22 protein-coding genes and 2 pseudogenes are annotated in these 19,651 nt (G+C 74.5%); 12 read left to right on the top strand and 12 right to left on the bottom strand.

Going from position 1 to position 19,651, the window contains the following annotated elements:
• Nucleotides 1–37: 37 nt before the first annotated feature.
• The 9 genes and pseudogenes from trpB (at nt 38) to ACGFIM_RS02860 (ending at nt 6,514) form a co-directional block, all read left to right on the top strand.
• On the top strand, nt 38–1,243 hold the full coding sequence (trpB, locus tag ACGFIM_RS02900; RefSeq protein ID WP_393193594.1) for a tryptophan synthase subunit beta: 1,206 nt from the start codon (nt 38–40) through the stop codon (nt 1,241–1,243).
• 71 nt (nt 1,244–1,314) lie between these two features.
• Nucleotides 1,315–1,419: pseudogene (locus ACGFIM_RS02895) on the top strand (tryptophan synthase subunit alpha); the annotation flags it as partial.
• A gap of 109 nt (nt 1,420–1,528) precedes the next feature.
• Nucleotides 1,529–2,051, top strand: a pseudogene (gene trpA, locus ACGFIM_RS02890) (tryptophan synthase subunit alpha).
• Nucleotides 2,048–2,803 carry a GntR family transcriptional regulator gene (locus ACGFIM_RS02885; RefSeq protein ID WP_393193591.1) on the top strand — a complete coding sequence of 252 codons (756 nt, stop codon included), beginning with the start codon at nt 2,048–2,050 and terminating at the stop codon, nt 2,801–2,803. Before trpA ends, ACGFIM_RS02885 begins: the two are co-directional and overlap by 4 nt.
• 178 nt (nt 2,804–2,981) lie before the next feature.
• Complete coding sequence (locus ACGFIM_RS02880) at nt 2,982–3,131, top strand: hypothetical protein (RefSeq protein WP_393193588.1); 150 nt, start codon at nt 2,982–2,984, stop codon at nt 3,129–3,131.
• 108 nt (nt 3,132–3,239) lie between these two features.
• Nucleotides 3,240–3,953, top strand: a complete 714-nt coding sequence (locus tag ACGFIM_RS02875) for a hypothetical protein (protein ID WP_393193585.1) — start codon at nt 3,240–3,242, stop codon at nt 3,951–3,953.
• Between the two features lie 241 nt (nt 3,954–4,194).
• Nucleotides 4,195–4,764, top strand: coding sequence for a TetR/AcrR family transcriptional regulator (locus ACGFIM_RS02870; RefSeq protein WP_393193582.1), 570 nt, complete (start codon nt 4,195–4,197; stop codon nt 4,762–4,764).
• 11 nt (nt 4,765–4,775) lie between these two features.
• The gene (locus ACGFIM_RS02865) at nt 4,776–6,242 is read left to right on the top strand and encodes an alpha/beta fold hydrolase (protein ID WP_393193579.1); all 1,467 of its coding nucleotides are present in this window, start codon (nt 4,776–4,778) and stop codon (nt 6,240–6,242) included.
• Nucleotides 6,164–6,514, top strand: coding sequence for an alpha/beta fold hydrolase (locus ACGFIM_RS02860; RefSeq protein WP_393193576.1), 351 nt, complete (start codon nt 6,164–6,166; stop codon nt 6,512–6,514). The genes ACGFIM_RS02865 and ACGFIM_RS02860 overlap by 79 nt, the downstream gene beginning before the upstream one ends.
• A gap of 5 nt (nt 6,515–6,519) precedes the next feature.
• Here the strand turns inward: ACGFIM_RS02860 and ACGFIM_RS02855 are convergent, their stop codons facing one another.
• From ACGFIM_RS02855 to ACGFIM_RS02840, 4 genes are all read right to left on the bottom strand, one after another.
• Nucleotides 6,520–6,663, bottom strand: coding sequence for a hypothetical protein (locus tag ACGFIM_RS02855; protein ID WP_393193573.1), 144 nt, complete (start codon nt 6,661–6,663; stop codon nt 6,520–6,522).
• Complete coding sequence (locus ACGFIM_RS02850) at nt 6,660–7,871, bottom strand: cytochrome P450 (RefSeq protein ID WP_393193571.1); 1,212 nt, start codon at nt 7,869–7,871, stop codon at nt 6,660–6,662. Before ACGFIM_RS02850 ends, ACGFIM_RS02855 begins: the two co-directional genes overlap by 4 nt.
• Before the next feature lie 64 nt (nt 7,872–7,935).
• Nucleotides 7,936–8,526 carry a TetR family transcriptional regulator gene (locus ACGFIM_RS02845; RefSeq protein ID WP_393193568.1) on the bottom strand — a complete coding sequence of 197 codons (591 nt, stop codon included), beginning with the start codon at nt 8,524–8,526 and terminating at the stop codon, nt 7,936–7,938.
• A gap of 66 nt (nt 8,527–8,592) precedes the next feature.
• Nucleotides 8,593–9,438, bottom strand: a complete 846-nt coding sequence (locus tag ACGFIM_RS02840) for a helix-turn-helix transcriptional regulator (protein WP_393193565.1) — start codon at nt 9,436–9,438, stop codon at nt 8,593–8,595.
• A gap of 86 nt (nt 9,439–9,524) precedes the next feature.
• Between ACGFIM_RS02840 and ACGFIM_RS02835 the strand changes: the two genes are divergently transcribed.
• Nucleotides 9,525–10,307, top strand: a complete 783-nt coding sequence (locus ACGFIM_RS02835) for an SDR family NAD(P)-dependent oxidoreductase (RefSeq protein WP_393193562.1) — start codon at nt 9,525–9,527, stop codon at nt 10,305–10,307.
• Between the two features lie 173 nt (nt 10,308–10,480).
• On the opposite strand, the gene ACGFIM_RS02830 is transcribed toward ACGFIM_RS02835, so the two are convergent.
• From ACGFIM_RS02830 to ACGFIM_RS02820, 3 genes are read right to left on the bottom strand one after another with little or no spacing between them, the layout of a single operon-like run.
• The gene (locus tag ACGFIM_RS02830; protein WP_393193559.1) at nt 10,481–11,080 is read right to left on the bottom strand and encodes a TetR/AcrR family transcriptional regulator; all 600 of its coding nucleotides are present in this window, start codon (nt 11,078–11,080) and stop codon (nt 10,481–10,483) included.
• A gap of 40 nt (nt 11,081–11,120) precedes the next feature.
• On the bottom strand, nt 11,121–11,693 hold the full coding sequence (locus ACGFIM_RS02825) for a dienelactone hydrolase family protein (protein WP_393193556.1): 573 nt from the start codon (nt 11,691–11,693) through the stop codon (nt 11,121–11,123).
• A 30-nt stretch (nt 11,694–11,723) separates the two neighbouring features.
• The gene (locus tag ACGFIM_RS02820) at nt 11,724–12,680 is read right to left on the bottom strand and encodes a LysR family transcriptional regulator (protein ID WP_393193553.1); all 957 of its coding nucleotides are present in this window, start codon (nt 12,678–12,680) and stop codon (nt 11,724–11,726) included.
• An 89-nt stretch (nt 12,681–12,769) separates the two neighbouring features.
• On the opposite strand from ACGFIM_RS02820, the gene ACGFIM_RS02815 reads away from it, so the two are divergent.
• Nucleotides 12,770–13,603 carry an alpha/beta hydrolase gene (locus tag ACGFIM_RS02815; RefSeq protein ID WP_393193550.1) on the top strand — a complete coding sequence of 278 codons (834 nt, stop codon included), beginning with the start codon at nt 12,770–12,772 and terminating at the stop codon, nt 13,601–13,603.
• A complete protein-coding gene (locus ACGFIM_RS02810) occupies nt 13,600–15,051 on the top strand; it encodes an MFS transporter (protein ID WP_393193547.1) in 1,452 nt (483 codons plus the stop codon). The genes ACGFIM_RS02815 and ACGFIM_RS02810 overlap by 4 nt, the downstream gene beginning before the upstream one ends.
• A gap of 807 nt (nt 15,052–15,858) precedes the next feature.
• On the opposite strand, the gene ACGFIM_RS02805 is transcribed toward ACGFIM_RS02810, so the two are convergent.
• From ACGFIM_RS02805 to ACGFIM_RS02785, 5 genes are all read right to left on the bottom strand, one after another.
• On the bottom strand, nt 15,859–16,704 hold the full coding sequence (locus ACGFIM_RS02805; protein WP_393193544.1) for an ABC transporter ATP-binding protein: 846 nt from the start codon (nt 16,702–16,704) through the stop codon (nt 15,859–15,861).
• Nucleotides 16,701–17,153 carry a GntR family transcriptional regulator gene (locus ACGFIM_RS02800; protein WP_393193541.1) on the bottom strand — a complete coding sequence of 151 codons (453 nt, stop codon included), beginning with the start codon at nt 17,151–17,153 and terminating at the stop codon, nt 16,701–16,703. The genes ACGFIM_RS02805 and ACGFIM_RS02800 overlap by 4 nt, the downstream gene beginning before the upstream one ends.
• A 225-nt stretch (nt 17,154–17,378) precedes the next feature.
• Nucleotides 17,379–18,104, bottom strand: a complete 726-nt coding sequence (locus ACGFIM_RS02795; RefSeq protein WP_393193538.1) for an MgtC/SapB family protein — start codon at nt 18,102–18,104, stop codon at nt 17,379–17,381.
• Between the two features lie 183 nt (nt 18,105–18,287).
• Nucleotides 18,288–19,061, bottom strand: coding sequence for a maleylpyruvate isomerase family mycothiol-dependent enzyme (locus tag ACGFIM_RS02790; RefSeq protein WP_393193535.1), 774 nt, complete (start codon nt 19,059–19,061; stop codon nt 18,288–18,290).
• Nucleotides 19,062–19,134: 73 nt separating this feature from the next.
• Nucleotides 19,135–19,560, bottom strand: a complete 426-nt coding sequence (locus ACGFIM_RS02785; protein ID WP_393193532.1) for a hypothetical protein — start codon at nt 19,558–19,560, stop codon at nt 19,135–19,137.
• Between the last annotated feature and the right edge of the window lie 91 nt (nt 19,561–19,651).

Raw genomic sequence — 19,651 nt, 5'->3', positions numbered from 1 at the left:
TCTGAGAAGAGTTATAGAACTAATGAGGGAGGCATGCATGGACCGCGTGCTGCCATGGACGGACCCCGCCCCGCCGGGCACGACCATGACCGAGCCCCGCGACCTGGGCAGATTCGGCGCGTACGGCGGCAGATACGCACCCGAATCCCTGGTGGAGGCCTGCCGCCAGGTGGGCGAGGCGTTCCGCGCCGCCTGGAGCGACCCCGGCTTCCGCACCGCCCTCGCGGACCTGCTGGCCGTGCACGCGGGCCGCCCCACCCCGCTCACCCCGGCCGCCCGCCTGTCGGACGAGCTGGGCGTGCGGCTCTACCTCAAGCGCGAGGACCTCACCCACACCGGCTCCCACAAGATCAACAACGTGCTGGGGCAGGCCCTGCTCGCCAAGCGCATGGGCAAGGCCAGGCTGATCGCCGAGACCGGCGCCGGCCAGCACGGCGTGGCCACCGCGACCGCCGCCGCGCTGCTCGGGCTGGGGGCCACGGTGTTCATGGGCGCGCGCGACATCGAGCGCCAGGAGCTGAACGTCTTCCGCATGCGCGTCCTCGGCGCCGAGGTGGTGCCGGTGACCACCGGCAGCAGGACGCTCAAGGACGCCACCAGCGAGGCCATGCGCCACTGGGTGAGCACGACCGGCGACTCCCACTACTGCATCGGCTCGGTCGTCGGCCCCGACCCGTACCCGTGGCTGGTCAGGGAGCTGCAGCGGGTCATCGGCGACGAGGCCCGCGCCCAGTGCGCCGCCGCGCTGCCCGCCGGCGTACCGGACCACGTCGTGGCCTGTGTCGGCGGCGGCTCCAACGCGGCGGGCACGTTCGCCGGGTTCGCCGACACCTCGGCCCGGCTGGTCGGCGTCGAGGCCGAGGGCGGCGCGGGAGCCGCCAGGGGCCGGCTCGGCGTGCTGCACGGGGCCCGCTCGCTGTTCCTCCAGGACGGCGACGGGCAGATCGTCGAGGCGCACTCCATCGCCGCCGGGCTCGACTACCCCGGCGTCGGCCCCGAGCACGCCCACCTGCGCGACCTGGGCCGGGCCCGCTACGTCACGGTGACCGACGAGGAGGCGGTCGCCGCCGCCGTACGGCTGGCGCGCACCGAGGGCATCCTGCCGGCGCTGGAATCGGCGCACGCCCTCGCCTGGATCATCCGCGCGGCGGGCGACGGCGACCTGCCGCCCGGATCGACGGTGCTCATGACGCTGTCCGGCCGCGGCGACAAGGACATGGCGACGTTGAAGGAGCTGCTGTGAACAAGGTCCTCTCCGCGGGCGCGGTCGAGCGCCACCTGCGGGCCCGCCGCGACGCCGGGCGCGGCCTGCTCATGCCGTACGTCACCGCGGGCATCTGCCCCGGCTGGACCGCCTACCTGCGCGCGTTCGCCGCCGCGGGAGCCGACGCGATCGAGGTCGGCCTGCCGTTCTCCGACCCGACGCTCGACGGCCCCACCATCCAGCAGGCGAGCCAGGAGGCCCTGGCCAGGGGGGGCGAGCACCCGGAGCATCCTCGCCGAGCTGTCCGCGCTGCCGGACCTGGGCGTGCCGCTGATCGCCAGCACCTACTACAACCTCGTGCTGCACGACGGCCCCGAGGAGTTCTGCGCCGCGCTGCGCCGAGCGGGCGTCACCGGGCTCATCGTGCCCGACCTGCCGGTGCACGAGGCGGACGAGCTGATGGAGGCGGCGGCCGCCTGCGACATCGAACCCGCCCTGCTCGCCTCGCCCACCACGCCGGACGCCCGGCTGGCGGAGATCGGCGCGCGCAGCCGCGGGTTCGTCTACGCGGTCTCGGTCATGGGCACCACCGGCGAGCGGACCGCGCTCGCCGCCTCGGCGGCACGACTTGCCGCCCGCCTCAAGAACGTCACCGACCTGCCTCTTGCTAGGATTCGGCATCTCCACCCCGGATCAGGCCCGCGAGGCCCGCCGGCACGCCGACGGCGTGGTGGTCGGCGCCGCCGTCATGCGGCGCGTGCTCGACGGGGCGGCACCGGACGACCTGCGGGCCTTCGTCACGACCCTGCGGCAGGCCCTCGACCAGGAGTGTGACCCACCACGATGACCGCCGACGCCGGACACGAGGCGAGATACCGCGCCATCGCCGCCGACCTCGCCGCGAAGATCCGGTCCGGCCATTACGCCCCCGGCGAGGCGCTGCCGCCGCAGCGCGAGCTGAGCGCCTCCTACGGGGTCACGCTCATGACGCTGCGCCAGGCGCTGCGGCAGCTCAGCGACGAACGGCTGATCGTGCAGCGGCCCGGCAAGGGCACGTTCGTCGCGCCGCCGCACCTGGCCTACCAGCTCGACTCGCTGCGCAGCCTGGCCGACGACCTGCGTACGCAGGGCCACGCCGTGCGCACCGCGGTGGTCGGCAGGGCGGTGCGCCGCGCCCCCGCCCGGGTCGCCGCCGAGCTGCGGCTGCCGCCCGGCGAGAGCGCCCTGCGCCTTGAGCGGGTGCGCGAGTTCGCCGGGCGTCCGGCCGTCCACCAGGTGTCGTGGGTACGCCGCCCGGTGGCCGACCGCATCCGCGACCGGGACTTCACCGAGGTCTCGCTCTACACGGCGCTCGCCGACGCCGGGGTGGCGGTCGCCCGCGCGTCCGAGGTGGTGCGGCCCGGCCTGCTCGACGGCCCCGCCGCCCGCCACCTGCGCGAGCCTGAGGGCAGCCCGGTACTGCTCAGCGCCCGCATCACCCACACGCTCGACGGCACGCCCGTGGTCTCCGACCACGCCACGATCCTGGGCAGCATGATGGAGATCCGGACCGAACGCGCCGCCACCGGCCTCTCCCTCACCTGGCGCGCCACCTCCTGACCCGATCACGCGGGGCGTGCCCAGGCGGGCGTGATCCGCATCCCGCCCAGCCGCCGGCTCTCCGAAGCGCTGCCGCAGGCCGCCGGTGAAGACGGTGCCCGCGTCCTGCCGGCGCTTCGCGCCGAGCAGGAGCGCGAAGTCGTTAGGGCGACTAACGCAACCGGTTATGATCAAGCGCATGAGCAGCGGAGCCGAAGCGACCGGCGTGCCGCGCTCCGGCGAGGCGAAGACGCCGGAGAGGCTCCGCCGGCAGCCCGGCCGCCTGCCGGCGAGCGTGGCCGCGCAGTCGTACCGGCTGATCAACGCCGGGCTCTGCTCGCCCCGCTGACCGCCGCGGAGCGCGAGCAGTTCGTGGACCTGCTCACTCGCCTGCTGGGCCACCACACCCGGCGGGCCTCGCATCTCGCCGCCGCGCGACGGCGGTAAGGAGGATTTCATGCCCTTGACGCGCCGCCGCGGATTCTGGTGGATCGCAGGTGCGGCGGTCGCGGTGGTGCTCGCCGCGGCCGTGGCGGCGACCGCGATCGCCTTCCCGTCCGTCGCGGCCACCACGTGTCCCGGCTGTTACGGCCTGGAACGCATCGCGCCCGGCGTCTACGCCGAGCCCGGCCTGGCCCCGGCGGAGCGCCGCCGCGTGAGCGAGGTCCTCGAGCAGGCGGACGAGCGGATACGCGCCTTCTTCGGCGGCCGGGTCAGCGCCCCCGACGTCCTCGTGTGCCTGACCGACGCCTGCTACAGCAGGATCGGCGGCGGTGGTGAACGCGGCATCGCCGTGCTCAACCGGTCGGTCATGCTGTCCCCGCGCGGCGTCGATCCGGTGATCGCCTCGCACGAGCTGACCCACGTCGAGCTGCACGCCCGCCTCGGCGGCGCGGACGTCCCGCAGTGGTTCGACGAGGGCCTGGGGGTCCTGGTCAGCGACGATCCCCGCTACCTCACTCCGACCGGCGACCGCTGCCTGCGCGATCCCCGGCAGGCCCTGCCGGACACGCTCGACGGCTGGCTGCGCGCGGCGTCGGCCGACCCTCTGACGTACGCCGACGCCGCCTGCCAGGTGAGCCGCTGGGTGACCGCCAACGGCGGTGAGCAGGCCGTGCCCGGCCTCATCGCACGGCTGGCGTCAGGACAGCCCTTCCCGGCGGCGCGCTGAACGCCCACCGCCTGCGCGCGGGCGCCGCCGGTTCGTGAGCCGGCCTTGGCGGCCCGCACCCGTCAGCGCGACCACCCGCCCGCCGCCCCCTGTAGCGACCGCCCGCCCTCGGACGCCTCCAGCGACCACCCACCTTCCCGACCCCTTTCAGGTGCCCTTCAGCCGAAGGCGGCGCTGGTCCACCACGTCCCGCCGCTTGGGTGATTGCCAAAATATGTAGACCGGTCTATTTTCTTGACGCATGGGACGCAAGGGCGCGGAGACGCGCACACGACTGCTCGACACCACCCAGGACCTGATCGAGGCCGGCGGCTACTCCGGCGCCGGGCTCAACCAGGTGATCGCGGCCAGCGGCATGCCCAGGGGCTCGCTGTACTTCCACTTCCCCGGCGGCAAGGACGAGCTGGTCGCCGAGGCCCTGCGGCGCGCCGGACGGGAGATCGCGGAGGCCGCGCAGCGGCTCGCCGCCACGGCACCGGACACGACGGCCCTGGTCACGGGCTTGATCACGATGCTCGGTGACCGCCTTGAGTCGTCCGGGTGGCGCAAGGGCTGCCCGGTGGCCACCGTCGCGCTGGAGCTGGCCGCCACCCACGACGCGCTCCAGCAGGTGTGCGCCGAGGTCTACGACTCCTGGGAGCGCATCCTGTCCGACCGGCTCGCCGCCGGCGGGCACCCCGACCCCGAGGGCACGGCCACGGCCGTGCTCGCCCTGATCGAGGGCGCGCTGCTGCTCGCCAGAGCCCGGCGCGACCGCCGGCCGCTCGACGCCGTGGCCCGCCGGGCCGCGATCCTGCTCACCGCCTCGTGAGGAGCCCGCTCGTGTCACCAGACTCCCCCGGTTCCATCGTCTTCGGCGCCACCGGATTCATCGGCCGTGCCGTGGTCGCCGAGCTGCTGCGCCGCGGCAACCGGGTGGCCGCCGCCGTACGCGGGAACCCCGGCAGGCTCACCTCCTGGCTGGAAAGCGAGGGCGTGCCGCTCGACGGGCTCACCGTCGTGCGCGCCGACATCACCAAGGCCGGCCTCGGCCTGCCGCCCACCGGCCTGGACGGCGTGCGCGACGTCTACAACTGCGCGGCCCGCTTCGCGTTCGGGCTGAGCGTGGAGGAGGCGCGGGCGGCCAACGTGACCGGCGCGCTCAACGTCCTCGACTGGGCCGCGGAACGGCCCGGCCTGCGGCGGGTCGTGCACATCAGCGGCTACCGCGTCAGCCCGGGACCCGGGGGCGAGCCGCCCGACTACCGGCGGGAGGGCGCCTACGAGGCGTCGAAGAAGGAGGGCGACACGGCGATCAGGGCCCGCGCCGCCGAGCGCGGCATCCCGCTCACCATCGCCAACCCCTCCACCGCCATCGGCCCCGGCCAGTTCCTCGGGCTGGCGTCGATGGTGTCGGACCTGTGGCACGGCCGCCTGCCCGCCCTGCCGGGCGGGCGCGAGGTGTTCGTGCCGGTCGTGGACGTGCGCTATCTGGCGGCGTTCATGACCCGGCTGCCCGAGCACGAGGAGACCGCGGGCCGGGCGTACTGGATCCTCGACGACCGCACGCCCGTCCTGCCGGACCTGGTCGCGCTGCTGGCCCGGCACATGGGCGTGCGCGCGCCCCGGCGCTCGATCCCGGTCGGGCTGCTGCGGCGGCTGCCCAGGGCGCTGATCGGGGTGGATCCCGAGACGCTGACGTTCCTGTCGTCCGACCGTTACGACACCGGGCCCGCGCGGGCGTTCGCCGAGCGGGCCGGGCTCAGCCTGCCGCCCGTCGAGGACACGCTGACCAGGTGGGCCGACGACCTGGTGGCCGCCCGCTTCGGCGCCGTGCCCGCCCCCACCGGCCCGTACGGCTACCAGGACGTGGCGGGCGTGCGGACCTGGGTGGTCGGTGAGCGGGAGCAGCCCGGCTACGTGCTGCTGCACGGCCTGCCCCTGGACGCCGGCTCCTGGCGGCGGCTCACCGGCCGGCTCGACGCTCCGGCCCTGGCCGCCGATCTGCCGGGACAGGGCGGGTCCGGCCCGCCGGCGGGAGCGCTGGAGGCGTGGGTGGGCGGGCTGCTCCGGCCGGTGCGGACGCGTCCCGTGCTGGTCGCGCACTCCTTCGCCTGCGGCCCCGCGCTGCGCTACGCCGCCGCGCACCCGGACGCGATCTCAAGGCTGGTGCTGGTGGCGCCGGCGTTCCTGCAGCGGCCAGGCCCCGGGCGGCGCGGTCGTGGGCGGCGGTGCCGCTGCTGCGCCGCCTGCCGAGGACCCGCCTGGCGGCGCTGCTGGGCGTCCCCGAGGACGACCTGGCCGACGTGAGCCGCCCCGGCCGCGCCCGCACCGTGGTGGCCGCCCTGCGCGCGGACCACACCTGGCGCGACGAGCTGCGCCGCCTCCTGGACCGGGTCGAGGTGCCGGTGGAGATCGTCGCCGGGTCGGACGATCCGCTCGCCGTCGCGGTGGACGTCCCGGTCACCATGATCGATGGCGCCGGCCACTACCCGCAGCTCACCCACCCCGATGCGCTCGCCGCCCACCTCGCGCGCCCGGCCGCGCCCCGTGACGGCGCCGCGGCACGGCGGGCGGGCTGAGGCGCTCAGCGGGCGGCGTCGAGGAGGGAGAGCGCCAGCGTGCGCAGCGAGGCGGACAGGCGCCGCTCCTGCCCGTCCTGCAGCATCCGCAGGAGGCCGGCGACGGCGGCGGCGTCGCCGGTCCTCACCTCGGGGAGCGCCCGCCTCACCAGGTGACGGGCAGCTCGTGCATGCCGTAGACGGCGGCCTCCTCCTTGAACGACAGCTCCTCGGCGGGCGCGGTCACCTTCAGCGTCGGAACTTTGCGGAACACCGTGGCGAAGAAGATCTCCAGCTCCGCCCGCGCGAGGTTCTGGCCCAGGCACTGGTGGGCGCCGTAGCCGAAGGCGAGGTGGTTGCGGGCGCCGCGCTCGATGTCGAAGCGCTCGGCGTCCTCGAACACCTCGGGGTCGCGGTTGCCGGCGTTGGCGAGCATGAGCACGCCCGAGTTCGCCGGGATGACGGTGCCGCCCACCTCGACGTCCTCCAGCGCCACCCGCGCCATCGCGAACTCGGCGATGGTGAAGTAGCGCAGCAGCTCCTCCACGGCCCACTCGGCCTTCTCGGGGTGCTCGCGCAGCGCCTGCGCCGCCTCGGGGTGCTCGGTGAGCATCAGGTACGTGCCCAGCGAGATCATGTTCGCGGTGGTCTCGTGGCCGCCGAGGAGCAGCAGGAACGCCGTGCTGAGCAGCGCCCCGCGGTCCACCTGGCCGCTCTCGCGCTGCTTGACGATCTGGCGGCCGAGCAGGTCGTCGCTGGGCTGCTCCTCCTTGGCGGCGATCAGCTTGTCGAGGTAGCCGACCAGCGACAGCACCGCGTCCCGGCGTTCCTGCTCGGTGGCGCGCCGGTTGAGCAGCTGCGCGGAGTTGGTCTGGAAGAAGTCGTGATCCTCGTACGGCACGCCGAGCAGCTCGCAGATCACCAGCGACGGCACCGGCAGCGCGACGGCCTGGACCAGGTCGGCCGGGCGCGGGCCGGCCAGCATGGCGTCGATGTGCTCGTCCACGATCTGCTGGATGCGCGGCCGCAGGGCGTTGATGCGCCGCAGCGTGAACTCGCCTACCACCGCCCGCCGGACCGGCCCGTGCTCGGGCGGGTCCATCTCCAGCATCATCTTCGGCAGCGGGGACGTGGCGGGCTGATCGACCTGGTCCTCGACCAGGCGCGGCGCGGCGGGGTGGCGGCGGTTCGCGCTGAACCGCGGATCGCTCAGCACCTTCTTGATGTCCTCATACCGCGTGGTCACCCACGCTTCGCGGCCGGTCGGCAGCTTGACCTTGGTGACGGGTCGCTCGCGCAGAAGCCGCAAGTGCTGCTCGGGCGGGGCGAACGGGCAACCGCGGGTGGTCACCAGCGTCTCAGCGGACTCGGTGGTCAAGGCTCTCCCTTCGAAGGTGGACGCGCACGGCGTTCACGACCTGTTCACGACCTTCATGACCTGTTCACGATCGGGGCAGCAACGTGTCGACGACCTCTCGCAGCGGCACCGCCAGCTCCTCGTCCCCGGCCGTGGCCAGCGGCCGCAGCTCGGTGGACACGCGCAGCGTGGCCACCCCGACCGCCAGGGCCAGCACGAGCTGGGCGCGCAGCATGAGCGCCTCGCCCTCCGGGTCCTCCGGCCGCCACCCGGCCACCGAGGCCAGGTCCTCGCTGGCGGATCTGAGCAGCCCGACCCGCATCCGCTCGGCGTTCTCGTCGCCGGATGTGCGCAGCAGGAGCAGCAGCACGTCGGTGATCCGGCCCTCGCCGGTCGCGGTGATGATGTGCCGGATGGCGTCGGGGAGCGGGGCGTTCGCCGCGACGCGCCGCAGCTCGTCCGCCGCGACGGCCAGGCACGCCTCGAACAGCCCTTCCTTGGACTGGAAGTAGCGGTTGACCAGGGCGACGTTGACGCCGGCGTCGTCGGTGATGTCGCGGACGGTCGTGGCGGCGTAGCCGTCGTGGGCGAAGCGTTTGAGCGCCGCGTCGAGCAGCCGCTGCCGGGTCCTCGCCGCATCGCGCCTGCGGACGGCTTCGGTGCCGCTTGCGGTCATCGATGTCCCTTCCGGTCGACCACCGCAGAATAGTCATGATCGCAAGGAGTGTAAATAGCCGTTGACTTACGTCCTGGCGTAGTCGGGGCCGAGCACGTCGAGCAGCGCCAGGGCCTCGGCGTCGCGGGAGCCCGGGCGCGCGCTGTAGAGCACGAGCCGCTGGTCGCGGTCGGTGAGGGCGAGCTGGTCGCAGTCCAGGGTGACCGCTCCGACCACCGGGTGGTGGAAGGTCTTGGAGAGCGTGTACGCGGGCTGCACGTCGTGGCGCTCCCAGAGCCGGGCGAACTCGCCGCTGCCCGTACGCAGCTCCGCGATCAGCTCGGCCAGCTCCTGGTCGTCCGGGTAGCGGGCCTGGGTGGCGCGCAGCTCCATCACGACGTGCCGGCGGAACTCGGTGGCGTTGGAGATCCCGTACGGCCGCGGCCCGTCCGGCGCCTCGGGCAGGAAGGCGCGGCGCGCGAAGTTGCGCTCCCTGGGCGGCAGCTTGCCGAAGTCCTCCATGAGCGCGGCGGCGAGATGGTTCCAGGCGAGCACCTCGAAGGCCGCCGACAGCACGATCGCGGCCGTCTGCGGCAGCCGCTCCAGCAGCGCGAGGATGCTCGGCCGCACGTCGCGCCTGAGCACCGCGGCACGCGTCGGCGCGGTGCCCGCCAGGAGGTGGAGGTGGCGGCACTCGGTGTCGCTGAGCCGCAGCGCCGTGGCGATCCCGGCCAGGACCTCACCCGACGGGCGCGGCGCCCGGCCCTGCTCCAGCCGTACGTAGTACTCGGTGGAGACGTGCGCGAGCACCGCGACCTCCTCGCGGCGCAGGCCGGGCGTCCGGCGCCGGGGCCCGGAGGGCAACCCGACGTCTTCCGGGCGCAGCCGCTCCCGCCTGCTGCGAAGAAAGGCCCCGAGTTCCTTTCTGTCCATCTCTCAAGTGTGCCTGTCCGGGAGCCGTCCATCCTGGTACAGCTTGTGCCTGCATACGCCGCCGGGCCGCGCCGAGACTGGCCGGCATGACGAACACCACTGTTTCCGCACCTGCCGGCCTGCTCACGGGCAAGGTCACGTTCATCACCGGCGCCAGCCGCGGCATCGGGGAGGCGGCCGCCCGGCTCTTCGCCCGTGAGGGCGCCGCCGTCGTGCTCGCCACCCGCAGTGTTGACAGCCTTGATCGGATCGTGGCCGAAATCCGGGAGGAGGGCGGCGTCGCGGACGCCGTACGCGTCGATCTGGGCGACAGCGAGAGCATCCGCGCCGCCGTCGGCCGCGTTGAGGAGTTGCACGGGAGGCTGGACGGCGCGTTCAACAACGGCGCGGCGATGCCGCAGCCGGGACCGCTCGACATCACCAGCGATGAGGACATCGACCGGCAGTTCGCGGTGAACTTCCGCGGTCACTGGACGGCCATGACCGCCGAGGCCGCGCTCATGCGCACGAGCGGCGGCGGCGCGATCGTCAACACCTCCAGCATCGGCAGCCGCCGTGCCAACCCGGCGCTGCCCGCGTACGGGGCGATGAAGCGGGCGCTCAACAGCATCACCGAGACCGCGGCGGTGAGCTGGGCGGCCGACGGCATCCGGGTGAACGGCATCACCCCCGGCGGCACCGCCACGAAGATGATGGACGAGTGGGAGGCGATTTCGCCCGGTGTCCAGAAGCAGGCGACCGCGATGACCCCGCTCGGCCGGATGGCCGAGCCACGCGAGGTCGCCGAGGTGGCGGCGTGGCTGCTCAGCGACCGCGCCTCGATGGTGACCGGCGCGATCGTGCCGGTGGACGGCGGCGCCGGCGCCTGACCCGGGCCGCCGGAATCACCTGCCTTCGCCGTGCTCCCAGCGTCGCGCCGCCCCAGTCGGCCGTGTCGTGCGCGCCTCGGCCTGGCCGACCTTCAGCGGGTGAGCCGCCTTTTCGGCGAGAGCTTCGCGCGCGCCGATCCGCGGACGGAGCCGGAGCAGGCGGCTTCGCAGGGTCAGAGGAGGCGGCGCTGGAGGACGTCCGCGAGCACCAGGCTGACCATGGACTCGACCGTCTCGGTGTCCGGCGGCCCGGCCGCGCGGTCGGCGAACAGCATGTGGCCGGCGCCGACCAGCGTCAGGGCGAGCGTCGCGGCGTCGGTGTCGGCCGCGAGGCGGCCGAGCTCCACCTCGTCGGTGAGGTAGGAGCGCACCATCTCGATGCCCTCGGCGAGCAGCGGGATGCCGGACGGGGTGGTGGAGCGCAGCCGGGCGCGCAGCTCGTCGCGGAAGATGACCAGGCCGACGATCGCCACGGCGACCGGGTCGAACAGGTCGAACAGCGCGCGCGTGACGTTGCCCGCGACGGTGCCGGTGCCCGCCACGGCGGTGAGCGAGCTGGCCTGGGTGTCGAGGCGGGCGATGCGGTCGCGGATCAGCTCGGCGAGGAAGGCGTCGAAATCGGCGAAGTGCCGGTGCAGCACGCCCTTGGCGACCCCCGCCTCGGCGGTGACCGCCCTGCTGGTCAGGCCCTCGGGCCCGGCCCGCAGCAGCACGCGCTCGGCCGCCGAGAACAGCTGCGCGCGCACGTCGCGGATGGCGGTGCCGGTCGGCATCCGTACGTCCCCCTCTCGAACGCTCGATGTGACGCGCGGCTCAGAGGCCGGCCACGAAGTCCAGCGCGATCGCCCAGGCGCGCTCGGCCGCCTCGGCGTCGTAGTCGGGCAGGTCGGGGTCGGTGAACAGGTGGCCGGCGCCCGCGTAGCGGAACACCTCGACGTCGGCCCTGGCCCGGCGCATTTGGATGTACCAGTGGTTGAGCCAGTCGGCGGGCTCGTTGGTGTCGGGGTCGGCGACGTGGAGCTGCACCGGCAGGTCGTCGGCCGACACGCCCTCGGCCATGTCGGAGGTGCCGTGCATGAGCAGCAGGCCGCGCGCCCGTTCATCGCCCAGCGCGAGGTTCTGCGCCAGCGCCGCGCCCAGCGAGAAGCCCGCGTAGACCAGGCCCTCCTCCGACAGCGGGGCCGCGGCGGACACGGCGCGCTTGAGCAGCTCGTCGCGGCCGATCTCCTCCTTGATCGCGATGCCCTCCTCCGCCGTGTCGACCACCCGGCCGTCGTACAGATCGGGCACGTGCACCTCGTGTCCGGCCGCCTTGAACCTGTCGGCGGCCTGGTGGACGGCGGGCCGCAGCCCGTACATCGAGTGCAAGAGGAGAATCCGTGCCATGCGCGCAGCTTAGCGCCACTGAGCGGCGGCTCATTCTGACGGAGCTTCTGACGGCGGCGCGGCGGCGCGCAGCCGGTGGTCGAGCGCGGCCCCCACAGTGGGACAGTTGCGGCGGATCGTATCCAGGAACGCGGTCAGCACCGGCGACGTATCGCGGGCGGCGAACGACAGCACCAGGTCCGGCAGCGGCGTGCGCGGGACGACCTCGCAGAACCACGTGCCCGGCCGGGGCGCGGCGAGCATCCTGGACGGGCCCAGCCCGACCCCGACCCCGGAGGCGGCCAGGCCGACGATCGTGTGCACGTCTCGCGCGACCGTCGCGCCCGCCAGCGCCGGCGCGTCCCTGCCCAGCAGGGCGTGCAGTCCTGCCCGTACGGCGGGCTCGTCCTCGCCCGCCGCGACGATGAGCCGCTGCCGCCGTAGCTGCGCCACGCTCACCTCCGGGCGGCCGGCCAGCGGGTGCGCGGTGCTCACCACCGCCACCACGTGGTCGTGCCCGATGGGGACCGACACCAGGTGCTCGGCCCCCGCGCCCCGTGGCGGGCCGAGGGTGATCGCGACGTCCAGCTCGCCCGCGATCAGCGCGGCGGAGCTGCGGCTGCTGGCCATCTCGTGCAGCTCGAGCCGTACGTCGGGGCGCTCGCGCCCGAACCGGTGCAGGACGCCGGGCAGCGGGTCGAGCAGCGCCGAGGCGATGAACCCCAGCCGCAGCCTGCCGGTCTCGCCGCGTGCGGCCCGGCCCGCGTCGGACACCGCCGCCGCCATCTCGTCGAGCGCCCGCCGCGCTCTGGCCAGGAACGCCTCTCCGGCCGCCGTGGGGAACACGCCCTGGCGGGTGCGCTCGAACAGCCGTGCCCCGACCTCGCGCTCCAGGTCGGCGATCTGCTTCGACAGCGGCGGCTGCGCGATGCCGAGCGCGGCGGCGGCCCGGCCGAAGTGCTCGTGCTCGGCCAGGGCGAGCGCGTAGCGCAGGTGACGTGCCTCCATGCCGTCCTTTATACCTGTGGTGTATCGCCGAGCGGCCTATCATATCTCGAAGTGGATCCCCGCACGTTCGGTGCCGTGGGATGAACCCCATGAACAGCACCGTCTTCGTCCTCGTGCACGGCGCCTGGCATCACTCCGGGCACTGGGCGGCCACCCAGCGGGCGCTCGCCGGGCTCGGCGCCGCCTCCGTGGCCGTCGATCTGCCCGGCCACGGGCTGGAGGCGCCCCTGCCCGCCGGTTACCTGCGCCCCGGGCAGCCCGGCCTGGCGTCGGAGAAGTCCGCGCTGGCCACCGTCACCATGGACGAGTGCGCCCAGGCCGTCACCGACGTGCTGCGCCAGGTCCGCCCGCACCACCGCCGGGTCGTGCTCGTCGCGCACAGCGCGGGCGGCGGCCCCGCGTCCCTGGCCGCCGAGCGGGCGCCCGAGCTGGTGGACCGGCTGGTGTATCTGAGCGCGTTCGTCCCCGCGGGCCGTCCCCGGTTCTTCGACTACCTCGCCGCGCCCGAGAACGCCTCCGCCCTCGGCGGGGGCCTCTTCGTCGGCGACGCCGACGCGATCGGCGCCGTACGCATCAACCCGCTCTCCTCCGACCCCGCCTACGCCGAGGAGATGTGGCGGGCCTACTACCACGACCTCCCGCAGGACGCCTTCGACCGCTGGCGCCTCTCGCTCACCCCCGACCTGCCGGTGGCCGTCCCCGCCACGCCGGTCGCGCTGACGGCGCAACGCTGGGGGCGCATCCCCCGGACCTACGTGCGCTGCGCCGGCGACCGGGCGCTGACGCCCGCCGTGCAGGACCTGATGATCGCCGAGGCCGACGCGGCCTTCCCCGAGCGGCCGTTCACCGTGCGCAGCCTGCCGGGCGGGCACAGCCCGTTCGCCGCCCGGCCCGGCGAGCTGGCGGCGGCGCTGATCCCGTGACCGGCACCCGCGCACCGGCCGGGCGCGCGGTGCTGCCGGTGGTGCTCAGCGCGACCTTCGTGCAGCTCCTGAACGTCACCGTCGCGCAGGTCGCCGCTCCGTCCATCCAGGCCGGGCTCGGCACGGGGCCCGGCGCGGTGCGGCTCGTCCTCGCCGGGTACACGCTGACGTACGCCTGCCTGCTCATCACGGCCGCCAGGCTCGGCGACCGGTACGGCTACCGCCGGCTGTTCGCCATCGGCACCGCGATCTTCCTCGCCGCATCGCTGGCCTGCGCCGCCGCGCCCGGCCCCGTGTGGCTGGTCGCGGCGCGGCTGGTGCAGGGCGCGGGCAGCGGCCTGGTCGCGCCGCAGGTCCTGTCGATCATCCAGGTCGCCGTGCCCGAGCGGGACCGTCCCCGCGCCATGGGCCTGTACGGGGCCACCATGGGCGTCGCGTCGCTGGCCGGGCCGCTGGTCGGCGGGCTGCTCGTAGGGTTCGGCTGGCGGCTGGTCTTCCTGATCACCGTGCCGATGGCGCTGCTCTCGCTCGCGGGCGCCGCCCTGCTGCCCGCCGCACGCGGGACGGGCCCGCAGCGGGTCGACGTCACCGGCGCGGTGCTGGTCACCGCCGGGTTCGGGGCGCTGCTGCTGCCGCTGACCCTGGGCGGCGAGGTGGGCGAGCCCTGGTGGACGTGGGCCGGTCCGGCCGCGTCCGCGGTGCTGCTCGCCGGCTTCGCGCTGACGCTGCGGCGCCCCGACGCGCTCATCCGCCCGTCCGTGCTGCGCGACCGCACCGCACCGTGGGGGGTGACGCTGGTGTTCGTGTTCAACGCGGGCGTGCCGTCGTTCACGTACCTGCTGCTGCTGCACCTGCAGACCGCGCTCGGCCGGTCGGCGCTCGCCGCCGCGCTCGTCTCGGCGCCGTTCGCGGCGGCGGCCATCGCGGGCAGCCGCGCCGCGCCCGCGCTGTCGGCCCGTCACGGGCCGCGCGCGCTCACCGCCGCCGCGCTCGCGCTCGCCGTCACCGCGGCGGCACTTCCGCCCGTGCTGGACGGGCCGTGGGCGGCGGCGCTGCTCGCGGCCGGCGGCGCGGCGTTCGGCGTGTTCACGGCGTCGGTGTTCGCGCTGGTGCTGGCCCGGGTCGAGCGGGACGCGGCCGGGTCGGTGTCGGGACTGCTGCCGACCGCACAGCAGCTCGGCGGGACCATCGGGGTGGCTCTGGGCGGTCTTGCGTACTCTGCCGTGCCCGGAGGGTCGTACGGGTACGCGATGGCGTACGAGGCCGCGGTCTTCGCCGCCACCGCGCTGATCAGCATCGCCCTCAGCCGGGGCGGCGGAGGGTGCGGCGCACGGCCAGACCTCCGGCGGCCGCCGACGCGAGCGTCAGGATCGCCGCCTCCGTCCACTGGAAGCGCCAGAACCGGGACGGCGGATGGTAGTACACCGCGTACCGGTAGCCCTTGCTGAACAGGCAGGCCTGCCAGGCCTCGGCGTTCCTGCTGCTCTGCCCGGCGTCCACGCGGCGCGGGCAGCCGCTGCCCGCCGGGTCCTCCACCTCCCTGCCCGACGGCTCCACCCAGGCCGCGCGCACCAGCCTGGCGTCCTGGTCGGGCAGCACCACCGAGCCGGTCAGCTCGGCGCGCACCGGCTCGGCGTAGTGGTCGCTGAGCCGGAACAGCACGAACATCGTCACCGCCACCCCGGCCACGACCACCGCCATCGCGGGCAGCGTCCGGCGGAAGAACGCCCCCGCCGCCACGCCCAGCGCGCACGCGTACAGCCACCAGGCCGCCGGCGCCACACCGACCATGTTGAACACGCCGATGTTGCCGAACGCCGAGTCGGTCCTGAACACCGGCCGCCACAGGCTCACCATGAGCGAGAGCAGCAGGCCGCCCGCCACGACCGCGCCGCCCAGGATCGACAGCTTCACCGCCAGCCACCTGCCCACGGGCACCGACTGGGTCCAGGCCAGCCGGTGGGTGCCGCGCTCGTACTCGCGGCCGAGCAGCGGTGCGCCCCAGAACGCGCCGATCAGCGCGGGAGCCACCAGCGGCAGCCAGCCGAACACCGAGTAGATCGCGTCGTAGCGCTGCCCGAGCGCCGCGGCCACGTCGCCGCAGGCCACCTCGGGGCCGGGGCAGCCGGGTGGTGCGTGCCCGGCGACGTACGCGTTCGCCTCCAGCGCCGAGACGAGCAGCAGCACGCCCAGCAGCGTCAGCAGGCCCGCCGTCACGAGGATCTGCGCCCGGTGCTGGCGCCAGGTCACCCAGATCACGCGCGCACCTCCGCCAGGCCGGGCAGCGCCGCCGACTCGGGGCTGCGCAGGTAGCCCATGACGAGCTCGTCCAGCCCGGGACGGCGCGCCTGCCAGCGCGGGTCGAGCGGCGGCCCGCCCCTGACCAGCATCGTCACCTGCCTGCCGGTACGGCTCACGCTCACCGCGTCCGCCCCCGCGAGCGAGCCCTGCTCCGGCCCGGTGAGCACGTGATGCCCGTCCAGCAGCTCATCGATGTCGCCGCTGACCTGCAGCCGGCCCCCGTTCAGCAGGATCAGCCAGTCGCAGGTCTCCTCCAGGTCGGAAACGACGTGCGAGGACAGCAGCACGGTCAGCTCGCGCCCGGCCACCTCCGCCATGATCGAGCGCATCACGTCGTGACGGGCGAGCGGGTCGAGGTTGGCCAGCGGCTCGTCCAGGACGAGCAGGTCGGGACGGGACGCCAGAGCCAGCGTCACGGCCACCTGCGCCTGCTGGCCGCCCGACAGCCTGCTCACCTTGCGGTCCAGCGGGATGCCCAATCCGGCCAGGCGGTCCCGCGCGGCGGCGTCATCCCAGCGGCGGTTCATGCGGCGGCCGAAGGCGAGCATCTCGGCGACGGTGAACCCGTCGTACAGCGGCTTGTCCTGGGCCACGAACGCCACCTCGCCGGCCACGCGCACGCCGCCCGTCTCCGGCCGCAGCAGGCCGACGGCCGCGTGCATCAGCGTGGTCTTGCCCGCGCCGTTGGGGCCCACCAGCGCCGCCACGCGCCCCGCCGGGACGGACAGCGAGCAGTCGCGCAACGCCCACGTACGGCGGTAGCGCACGCCCAGCCCGGTCACCTCCAGCGCCGGTCTCATGCCACACCCTCCTTCGCAGCGCCCTCTTTTGCGGCGCCCTCTCTTGCGGCGCCCTCTTTTGCAGCGCCCTCTTTTGCAGAGTCGGCCAGCACCGCGGCGAACAGCGCCCGCAGGTCCTCCTGATCGAGCCCCGCCGCGCGGGCCTCGCGCACCCACCCCTCCAGCGCACGCCGCAGCCGCGTGTGATCGGCGAGCGTCGGTCCCGCGACGCCGTCGCGGACGAACGTCCCCATCCCGGGCCGCCCCTCGACCAGCCCCTCGCGCTCCAGCTCCCGGTACGCCTTGAGCACGGTGTTGGGGTTGATGGCCAGCCGCTCGACGACCTCGCGGGCGGTGGGCAGCTGGTCGCCGGGCCGGAGCGTGCCCAGCCGGAGCGCCTGCTTCACCTGGTGGACGAGCTGCAGGTACGTCGAGACGCCCGAGCCGCGGTCCAAGGTGAACTCGATCACGCCAAACCACCCTTTCACTATTTGAATAGTGAAAGGGTGGTGGAGGGCTGATCGCTTGTCAACTCGGCCTGGCCGAGCGTCTGAAGGTCGCGTGCGGGCGGGCGCCGCAGGCCGGTGCCCCCGGCCCGCGATACAGACCTGGACGTGCGGCCCTGCCGGCGCCGCGCTCCGGCGCGGCCGAGCGGCCCGCCGGAGCGCGGCCGGGGCAGCCGGCCACGCCGACGATCAGGAGCCGGAGGCGTCGAGATCGGTGCCGGAGACCGTGAGCACGCCGTCGATGTCCATCAACGCGCCCGCCAGGTCGCTGATCCGCCCCGGCCCCTGCACCACCATCCAGATCGACACGCCGCGCCGGTCCTCGCCGCCGCGCTCCCGATCCACGGTCAGCTCCGCGACCGCGAACCCCTTGTCCGTGCACGTCTGCAGCACCCGACGCAGCGCGCCCCGGCCGTCCAGGTAGGTCAGCCGCAGGGGCGTCTGCGCGTACTTCGAGCGAGGCAGCCGCCCGGTCAGCGGCGGGAAGGCGAACACCACCAGGAAGTGCCCGGCGGTCACGGCGATCGCCGGCAACCACAGCCCGGCCCCGGCCGCCATGCCGACCGCGCAGGTCAGCCACACCACGGCGGCGGTCGTCAGCCCGCGCACCGCGTCCCGGCGGACGAAGATGAGACCGCCGCCGATGAACCCGATCCCCGAGACGATCTGCGCGGCCACCCGCGACGGGTCGAGGGTCACGTCATCGCCGAGCACGTCCGCGAAGCCGTACTTGGAGACCAGGACGATCAGCGCGGAGGCGAAGCCGACCAGGGTGTGCGTGCGCAGCCCTGCGCTCTTCTGCCGGATCTCGCGCTCCAGCCCGATCGCGGCGGACAGCAGTAAAGCCAGCCCGAGATCCCCGAGCTGTGCCCATCCCTGACCGCTGAACGCACCGACCGCGAACGTTCCCTGCATTCCATGGCCTCTCCCCCACCCACCGCCCCGCCACACCTCCTGCGCACGTCACGCGCCAGCCCTGGGAGCGCAGGGTGAGGCGGTCGGCGGGATCCACCGCTGAAGACCTGGCGGAGGGCATGCCGGCGGGGCGCGTGGGCGGCGGCGCTTCTTCGGGCTGCCCGCGACCGCGGCCGAGGCGGGTCAGCCGGCGACCCAGTCCATGTGGTCGATCCAGTGCTCGAACAGTGCGCGGTCACCCCGCACCTCCAGCGCCGGAGCCCCGGCCAGGGGACGGCGGCGGCTGATGACGAGGAGGAGATCGGTCACCGGGCCGCTGACCGTGACGTCGGCCTCGCCGTGGACGCGCTCCACAGCGATCCCGTCCTTCTCGCGGCGGGCCAGCCACTCGCCAGGCGTATCGGTGGCGTGGAAGTGGAGGGTCTGGCCGTCGCCGGCCATCGCCTCGGCGAAGCGCGGCACGTTCTCCCAGTAGCCGCGCGAGGTCATCGTGTCCAGCCAATCGCCCAGGGCGGCGACGGCGAGGGCCGGCGGCAGCTCGTACGGCAGCCCGAGCGCCGCGGCGGCGTCGGCGCGGTGGACGCACATCTCGCCGAACAGCCGCCGGGCCCAGAACGGCACACCCGCGGCCGCGCCCGACGGATCCCACACCGGCGTGTCGTCGGTCACCCCGGAGTAGGCCTGCCGCGCCTCGGCCGCGCCGTCGATCAGCCACTGGCGCCACTCGCCGGGGCCGGCGGGCCCGGGGGCGGGCGCGAACGCCTTGGCCGGATCGACCAGCCGCTCGCCGACGAGCGTCGCCACCATGCGCTGCACGCCGCCGACGTGTTCGACGAGGTCGGACAGCGTCCACTCCGGGCAGGTCGGCACCGGGGTCGAGGCGGCTTTCCCGTCCACCCAGTCCGCGAGCGTGCCGGTCTGCTCGATGACGGCCGTCAAGTAGGCGGATGTGTCCATCGCCGCACCTCCAGGTGCCTTATCGCCCGAGTGCCGGGTGCCGCCCGTCCGGCGGCGCGTCCGACGCTACCGGTCACGTCCGACACTTTGCGGAGCCGGCGCGACGCTCGAGGAACACCCGCACCGCGGGGTCGGTGGCGAGCGCGGCGGCCTTCGCGTACGCCGCCGCCGCGTCCTCGTGCCGTCCGAGCCTGGCCGGCAGGTCGCCCCGCGTCGCGTGATACGGCTGGAACCGCTCACGCTCCGGCGGAAGAGCCTCCAGCAGTTCGAGGGCCTGATCGGCAGGGCCGGTGCGGGCCGTGACGGCCGCGTGCGCGATCCGGCCGCCGAGACTGGGCGCGACGGCGATCAGCGCGGTGTAGAGGGTCCGCAGCGCGGGCCAGTCCGTCACGCCGGTCCTGGCGCGGTCGCAGTCGCAGTGGACGGCCTGGATCGCCGCCTCCAGCTGGAACCGGCCGGGCGCCTCGCCGGGCCGCGCCGCGTGCCCATGCGATGTCACTCCCTGTGTCACTCCCTGTGTCACTCCCTGTCCCCGCCGGGCCGCCGTGTGCGGCCCGGCATGGGAATGACGAGACGGGCGGGCCCGGACC

Origin of the sequence: Nonomuraea sp. NPDC049309 (genome assembly GCF_043196965.1) — a bacterium.
GTDB lineage: Bacteria > Actinomycetota > Actinomycetes > Streptosporangiales > Streptosporangiaceae > Nonomuraea > Nonomuraea fastidiosa.
This window is presented reverse-complemented; position numbering and strand designations above follow the sequence as displayed.